The sequence below is a fragment of the Microbacterium sp. genome, assembly GCF_026393345.1.
In the GTDB taxonomy this organism is placed as follows: Bacteria; Actinomycetota; Actinomycetes; order Actinomycetales; family Microbacteriaceae; genus Microbacterium.
In genome coordinates this window covers 1-7398 of sequence record NZ_JAPLAI010000014.1, presented here as the reverse complement: position 1 = coordinate 7398, position 7398 = coordinate 1, and the positions used below count along the sequence as shown (strand labels likewise).

Here is a 7398-nt window from a genome sequence, read left to right as displayed (position 1 = left end):
CCTGCTCAACAAGCGCAAGGAATGGCACGGGTACCGCGCACAGGTGACGCCGTTCGAGCTGCAGAGCAACCTCGAGATGCTCTGACGCGGTGATGGCCGCATCCGACCGCTTCTCCACGCGGACGGACCTCGCCCGCCTCGGCTTCGGTGACACCACCGAAGCCGAGCGGCTGCTCGACGAGATCGAGCAGTACGTCGACCTTCCCCGGTCGACGTGGCTGGTCGGGGCCGGCGGCGCCGCCGATCCGGACGGGGCCGTCCTCGCCCTCGCCCGGATCGCGCGACGCGACGCCGGCGCCGTCCGGGACACGCTCCGGCACGACCGCGCCCGCGTCGCGATGTGGGTCCTCCTCGGCGCGTCGGCGGAGGGGTTCGGCGACTTCTACTTCCGGCATCCGGACGAGCTCGCCGATCTCGCGGATGCCGGCGACCGGCTACCGACGGCCGCCGAACTGCGCGACGGACTGCTCGACGCAGTCGGTGCGGTCGACGGGTTCGCCCCGGTCACGGGCGATGACGCGCCCATGGCACTCCGTGTCCGGTATCGGCGACTGGTCGCCCGGATCGCGGTGTACGACCTGCTGAGCGGCGATGCGGTCGCGGTGCTGCCCCACGTCGCCGCGGCCCTCGCCGATGCCGCCGCCGCTGCTCTCGAAGCCTCGCTCGCGGTCGCCCGCACGCGGATCAGTAGCGGCCGTGCGCTGTTCACCCGCGAGCAGGTCGCGGCGACGAAGCTCGCGGTCATCGGCATGGGTAAGACCGGCGCACGCGAACTGAACTACGTCAGCGACGTGGACGTCATCTTCGTCTGCGGCGCCGCCGACGACGTGCGCGAGGAGCTCGGCGAGAGCCGCATCATCGACATCGCCACCCGCCTCGCCGCGCAGACGATGCAGGGCATCTCCTCGGCTGACATCGAACCCGCCCTGTGGGAGGTCGACGCGAACCTCCGGCCCGAGGGCAAGCAGGGAGCGCTCGTGCGCACGCTGGAGTCGCACGTCTCGTACTACGAGCGGTGGGCGAAGAGCTGGGAGTTCCAGGCGCTGCTGAAGGCGCGCCCGATCGCCGGCGACGCGGAACTCGGTGCGGCGTACGTCGACGCGGTGCAACCGAAGGTGTGGACGAGCGCCGCGCGCGAGAACTTCGTCGACAGCGTGCAGCGGATGCGGGAACGGGTGACCGACCACATCCCCGCGGCCGAGAAGCCGTACCAGCTGAAGCTCGGGGCCGGCGGTATCCGTGATGTCGAGTTCACGGTGCAGTTGCTGCAGCTCGTGCACGGTCTCAGCGACGACAAGATCCGCCAGCGCGGCACGCTCGATGCTCTCGAGGCGCTCGTCACGGAGGGCTACATCGGACGAACGGATGCGGCGGCCTTCGCGAGCGACTACCGGATGCTCCGGGTGCTCGAGCATCGAGTGCAGCTGCGTGCGCTTCGCCGCACCCATCTGATGCCGGCCGCGGCCGAGGATCAGCGTGTGCTCGCGCGGGCCAGCGGCCTCGCGGACACGGCGCAGGGCGTGTGGGTGCTGTGGGAGCGGCTGAAGCGCGAGGTGCGCGAGATCCATGTGCGTCTGTTCTACCGGCCGTTGCTGTCAGCGGTCGCCGCCCTCCCGGAGGCGGACCGGTCGCTCTCCGCCGCGCAGGCGCACGATCGCCTCGCCGCGATCGGCTTCCGTGATCCGGTGGGGGCACTGCGTCACATCGGTGCGCTGACCACCGGCATCAGCCGGAAGGCCACCATCCAGCGCCACCTCATGCCCGTCATGCTGCGCTGGTTCGGCGACGGTGCCGACCCGGATTACGGGCTCATCTCCTTCCGTCGCATCAGCGAGCGACTGGGGGACACCCCGTGGTTCCTCCGCATCCTGCGTGACTCCGCAGGCGCCGCCGAGAGTCTCACCCGCGCGCTGTCCGGCTCGCGGTACATCGGCGAATTGATGGAGTGGATCCCGGAGTCGGTGGCCTGGCTCGATGACACCGAGCAGCTGCGTCCCCGCAGCGGTCCGGCGCTCGAGCAGGAGGCGCGCGCCATCCAGATGCGCCACGACACGATCGACGAGGCCATGCGATCGGTGCGTGCGCTGCGTCGCCGCGAGCTGCTGCGCATCGCGATGGCCGCGGTCGTCGGCGTGCTTACGATCGAGGAGCTCGCCGATGCGCTGACCGTGGTCACTGAGGTCACGATCCAGGCGACGCTCCGCGCGGTTCGCCGCGAAGTCGTGCCGGCCGAAGACGACGCCCTGGACTTCTCGGTGATCGCCATGGGACGCTTCGGCGGACGGGAGCTCGGATTCGGTTCGGATGCCGACGTGCTGTATGTCTACCGTCCCAACGGGGTCGACCCGGAGCGCGCGCATCAGCTGTCGCTGCAGCTGGTCGCGGGCCTGCGTCAGCACTCCGAGGACCAACGCGTCCCCCTGGATCTTGATGCCGATCTGCGTCCGGAAGGTCGCAACGGGCCCTTGGTGCGCTCCCTCGAGGCGTACGAGGAGTACTACAGCCGATGGTCACTGTCGTGGGAGGCGCAGGCGCTGCTCCGCGCCCGCGGTGTGGCGGGCAGTGTGAAGCTCATCGGTGCGTTCACCGAGCTCGCCGACCGGGTGCGGTATCCCGAGGCCGCCGACCCGCAGGGCATCCGCGAGATCAAGCGCATCAAGGCGCGCGTGGAGAGCGAACGGCTGCCGCAGGGCGTCGATCCGGCGCGGCACCTGAAGCTCGGGCCCGGCGGCCTGAGCGATGTGGAGTGGCTCGTCCAGTCGCTGCAACTGCAGCACGCGTATGCCGTTCCCGGCATGCGCACGACCTCGACCCTCGGCGCGCTGACCGCCGCGAGGGACGCCGGCCTGGTCCCGGAGGCTGCGGCGACCCGCCTCGCCGAGGCCTGGCACCTCGCGAGCCGGCTGCGGTCCGCGAACACCCTGCTGTCCGCCCAGACGAGCGACGTGCTCCCGACCGACCGGCAGCGCCTCGACGGCATCGGGCGCCTGCTGGAGTATCCCGAGCGCTCGGCGACCCGGGTCGAAGAGGACTGGATGGGCACCGCCCGTCGTGCCCGCCGCGTGTTCGAGAAGCTCTTCTACGGTTGAGCCCCGCCCCTACTCGGGGTCGGCGCGGTATCCCGCGGCATGGAGGAGCCGTCGGATCTCGAGCAGGGTCGACTCATCCACGTCCTTGTGGCGCGGTGGCGTGATCGTGAGGGTCTGATCTCCCACCGTGACCCTGACTTTGCCGTTGTGCTCCTCGGTGACGTCACCGACCGCCTCCAGCAGCGAGCGCACGTCGTGCCATTCCAGGTTGTGCGTGGTGGGGTGCCGGTCCAGGTGGCCGAGGGTGGTGCGGTGGGCCTCGCTCAGGTGTTCGGTCATGACGATCCTTTCGATGGTGAAGCGTGACGGTGTCACGTGCCTGCGTCGTCCCCGAGGGACTCGAGGAAGGATGCGGACGGCGCGAAGAATGCCGCACCGGTGACCGGTACCGAGAAATCCAGCAAGCGGTCGTGCAGCCCCACCGGCTCGCCGATGAACATCCGCTGCAGCATCTTCTCGATGACCCAGAGGTGCCGGGTGTACCCGATGAAGTAGGTTCCGAACTGCGCGGTCCCCGGGCTGCCGAACGGCATGTTGTCGCGGAGGATGTCGTGCTCCTGCCCGCCGACCTCGATGGTCGCGAGCGTCTTGTGTGACTTCTGTCCGGTCTCCGCATCGTCGAGCTCGATGTTGTCCGCCTTGGAGCGCCCGATGATCGCTTCCTGCTGCTCGGTGGTGAGGGCCTGCCACGCGGCGATCGGGTGGACGTACTTCTGGACGACGACGTAACTCCCACCGCTGTGGGCGGGATCCTCGTCATCCACCAGGGTCGCGAGCGGAAGCGCCTGGCCGACCGGGTTCGCCGTCCCGTCGACAAAGCCGAGGAGGTCGCGCATGTCGAAGTAGCGGAAACCGATCGTCTCGTCGGCCACTTCGACGGCGTCGCCGAACTGATCCAGGAGCTGGCGTTCCAGTTCGAAGCACAGGTCGTACCGCTCCGACCGGATGTGGAGGAGGAGATCCCCGGGGGTCGCGACCGCCGTGTGGTGCGCGCCGACGATGGGCGTGAACGGATGGAGCTCCGCGGGGAGGGGGCGACCGGTGAGGACCGGCCACACGTCGGCGCCGATCCCCACTGTGCACGCGAGGGCCGCATCCAGGTCGCGGAATGCGACGTTCTTGACCGTCTCCCCGACGGAGCTGAGGACGTCGCGGACGGTCGCCGCCGCATCCGTGCCCTTATCGAGCGTGAGTGTCAGGAACACGGCGGAACCGGTGAGCGGTGCGTCGATGCGCTGCGCCTCGATGGGCACCCGACGCGATCCGGAACCGGCGGCCGTCATGCGCCCGCTCCCGGCACACCCACGGGGCTTGCGGCGGGGGCGTTGGCCTGCTCCAGCGCGCGGATCAGCGAGTTCGCGTCGTAGGGACCGACGTGGCGGCGGCCGTTCACGAACAGCGTGGGCACTGACGTGATGTTCATGGCTTCCGCGTCCAGGATGTCCTCCTGCACGCGGCCGGTCACCCGCGCGGAGGTGAGGTCGCGCTCGAACTTGTCGACGTCGAGTCCGAGTCGGGCGGCGAGGCGGAGAAGGTCGGACGGCCGCTGATTCTCCTGATCCGAGAAGAGCCCGCGCTCGAACTCGAAGAACTTCCCCTGCAGGGCGGCGGCCTCCGACGCCTCGGCATCCGCCAGGGCGTTCGGATGCTGCCGCTGCAGCGGTGCATGACGCCATACGTATCGCAGCTGGTCGCCGATCTGGTCGTGTACCTGCTGAATGGAGCCGGATGCCTTGAGACAGAACTCGCACTGGAAGTCGCCGTACTCGACGATCGTGTAGGGCGCGTCGACCGGTCCGAAGATGTGGTCCCGCGCCGGGTCGACCGGCCGCACCAGCGTCAGGCCGGTGTCGTGCGAGGGCCGGACCGATTCGGAGATCCGGAAGATGAGGGCGGCCAGCACGAACGCGAGCACGGATGCGGCGAGCACCCCGACCCGCGCCTCGTTGGCGACCTGGGCGTCCTCGATGGCGAGATCGACGATGAACAGTGAGATGGTGAACCCCATGCCGCAGAGCATCGCACCGCCGGCGATGCGGTCGAGGGTGAGGCCGGGGCCGAAGTCGCCGATGCGCAGCGCTTTCAACAGCAGGGACGATCCGAAGACACCCACGAACTTGCCGACGACGAGGCCCACGATGATGCCCAACGTGACCGGCGATCGCAGGGCGCCCATGAGGATCTCCGGGCTCACCACGACCCCGGCGTTCGCCAGGGCGAACAGCGGCAGGATGACGTAGGCGACGTATGGGGAGTACGCCGACTGCAGCCGCTCGTTGATGGAGATCGATTCGCGGAGGCTGTTGGCAGCCGCCCGTGCGTAGTCGCTGTTGGGCGACTGCCGGAACGTGCGGGCGAGATCGAGGGCATGCTCCACGTCGCGGCGGTTCGGGCGATACACCGGCACGAGGAGCGCGATCGCGACGCCGGCGAGCGTCGGGTGCACGCCGGAGGCGAGGAAGGCGAGCCAGACGATGATGGCGAGGGTGCCGTAGACGGGACCGCGCCCGCCGCGGAGGTACCGGGTGAAGTAGATCCCGGCGAGCCCGATCGCGGCGACGATGAGGGGGAGCGGGGTGAAGTCCTCGGTGTAGACCAGGGCGATGATCGTCAGCGCGCCGATGTCGTCGACGACGGCGAGGGCGAGCAGAAACACCCGGAGTCGCCCGGGGACGCGCGGTCCGATGAGCGCCAGTGCACCGACGAGGAACGCGGTGTCGGTAGAGATGACCATTCCCCAGGCGTGCGCCTCACCGGAGCCCTGGGCGATGAGCACGAACAGCAGGGCAGGAAGCGCGAGCCCCGCGATCGCGGCGACGACCGGGACGAGAGCCCGCGACCAGCTGGTGAGCTCGCCGATCGCGAACTCGCGCCGCACCTCGAGGCCGACTGTGAAGAAGAAGATCGCCATCAGTGCGTCATTGACGGCGGAGTGCAGGGTGAAGTCGAGCTGGAACTCAGCCACCCCGACCACGAGGTGCGTGTCCCAGAAGGAGTCGTAGGAGCCGGTCGCCAGGTTCGCCCAGAGGATCGCCGCCGCTGTGCCGATGAGGAGGAGAACCGCCCCGATGCGCGCCTGACCGGCCATGCGGATCTTGTCCGCGATGGAGGGGTGCCGTCTGCCGGCCTCGGTGCTGTGATCCGGGTCGGGTGGCGACCGGAGCACTGTCACGTCGGTCATGGCAGCATTCTGGTGCGCGGCGCACCGGCCCCACAAGGATGGGGCGCCTGCGCAGCGGCGCCGAACACCATTTTCCTGGGAAACGCCAGCCCCCCGCGGAACGGATTTCCGCGCGGTAGCGTCGGCGCAGCGGGTACATCACCCCACTGATCGCCAAGCGAAGGGAGCCCGACATGGGACTCGACGACAAGATCAAGAACGCTGCCGAGAACGTTTCCGGCAAGGCCAAGGAAGCCACCGGCAAGGCCACCGATGACAAGGGCCTGGAGGCCGAAGGCAAGGGCGAGCAGGCCGGCGCCAAGCTGAAGCAGGCCGGCGAGAACGTCAAGGACGCGTTCAAGTAACGCGCAACGGAACACTGAGGAGCCCCCGAATCCGCCCGGATCGGGGGCTCCTCGTCTGTGTGTCACTCGATATCGGCGAGGGGATGACGGGGGTGGAGCTCCACGTCACCGCATGCTCTCTCGGGCTGGGCTGAGCCGCGTCCACGACGAAGCCCCCCACACCGGAGTGCGGAGGGCTCTGTCGTTGAGATGCTGAGGAACTCAGACCCCGAAGTACAGCTCGTACTCGAACGGGTGCGGGCGAGCCGCGATCGGCTTGATCTCGTTCTCGATCTTGTACTCGATCCAGGTCTCGATCAGCTCCTCCGTGAACACGTTGCCACGCGTCAGGAACTCGTGGTCGGCGCGCAGCGCCTCCAGCGAGTCGAGCAGCGAGTTCGGGACCTGGGGGATGTTCTTGGCCTCCTCGGGGGGAAGCTCGTACAGGTCCTTGTCGACCGGCTCGTGCGGCTCGATGCGGTTCAGGATACCGTCCAGGCCGGCCATCATCTGCGCGGCGAAGGCGAGGTACGGGTTGCCCGAGGCATCCGGCGCGCGGAACTCGATGCGCTTTGCCTTCGGGTTCGAGCCCGTGATCGGGATGCGGATGGCAGCCGAGCGGTTACCGGCCGAGTAGACCAGGTTGACCGGCGCCTCGTAGCCCTTGACCAGGCGCTTGTACGAGTTGATCGTCGGGTTGGTGAACGCGAGGACGGCCGGCGCGTGCGCCAGCAGGCCGCCGATGTACCACCGGGCGGTGTCGGACAGGCCGCCGTAGCCCTTCTCGTCGTAGAACAGCGGCTTG

5 protein-coding genes and 1 pseudogene are annotated in these 7398 nt (G+C 69.0%); 2 read left to right on the top strand and 4 right to left on the bottom strand.

The genetic code is table 11. The features are described 5' to 3' along the window. Positions 1-92 precede the first annotated feature (92 nt). Positions 93-3089, top strand: a complete 2997-nt coding sequence (locus NT132_RS02000; protein ID WP_297784007.1) for a bifunctional [glutamine synthetase] adenylyltransferase/[glutamine synthetase]-adenylyl-L-tyrosine phosphorylase — start codon at positions 93-95, stop codon at positions 3087-3089. Between the two features lie 9 nt (positions 3090-3098). Here the strand turns inward: NT132_RS02000 and NT132_RS01995 are convergent, their stop codons facing one another. Genes NT132_RS01995 through nhaA form a run of 3 tightly spaced genes read right to left on the bottom strand, consistent with a single transcriptional unit; the run spans position 3099 to position 6270 of the window. Next, entirely contained in the window at positions 3099-3368 is a 270-nt protein-coding gene (locus tag NT132_RS01995) for a hypothetical protein (protein ID WP_297784004.1), read from the bottom strand. A gap of 32 nt (positions 3369-3400) precedes the next feature. Then, positions 3401-4372, bottom strand: a complete 972-nt coding sequence (locus NT132_RS01990) for a Dyp-type peroxidase (protein WP_297784001.1) — start codon at positions 4370-4372, stop codon at positions 3401-3403. Beyond that, positions 4369-6270, bottom strand: coding sequence for a Na+/H+ antiporter NhaA (gene nhaA / locus NT132_RS01985; protein ID WP_297783998.1), 1902 nt, complete (start codon positions 6268-6270; stop codon positions 4369-4371). The genes NT132_RS01990 and nhaA overlap by 4 nt, the downstream gene beginning before the upstream one ends. 173 nt (positions 6271-6443) lie before the next feature. Here nhaA and NT132_RS01980 point away from each other — a divergent pair, with 173 nt between their 5' ends. Beyond that, positions 6444-6614 carry a CsbD family protein gene (locus tag NT132_RS01980; protein WP_297783995.1) on the top strand — a complete coding sequence of 57 codons (171 nt, stop codon included), beginning with the start codon at positions 6444-6446 and terminating at the stop codon, positions 6612-6614. A gap of 201 nt (positions 6615-6815) precedes the next feature. Here the strand turns inward: NT132_RS01980 and NT132_RS01975 are convergent. After that, positions 6816-7398, bottom strand: a pseudogene (locus tag NT132_RS01975) (type I glutamate--ammonia ligase); the annotation flags it as partial.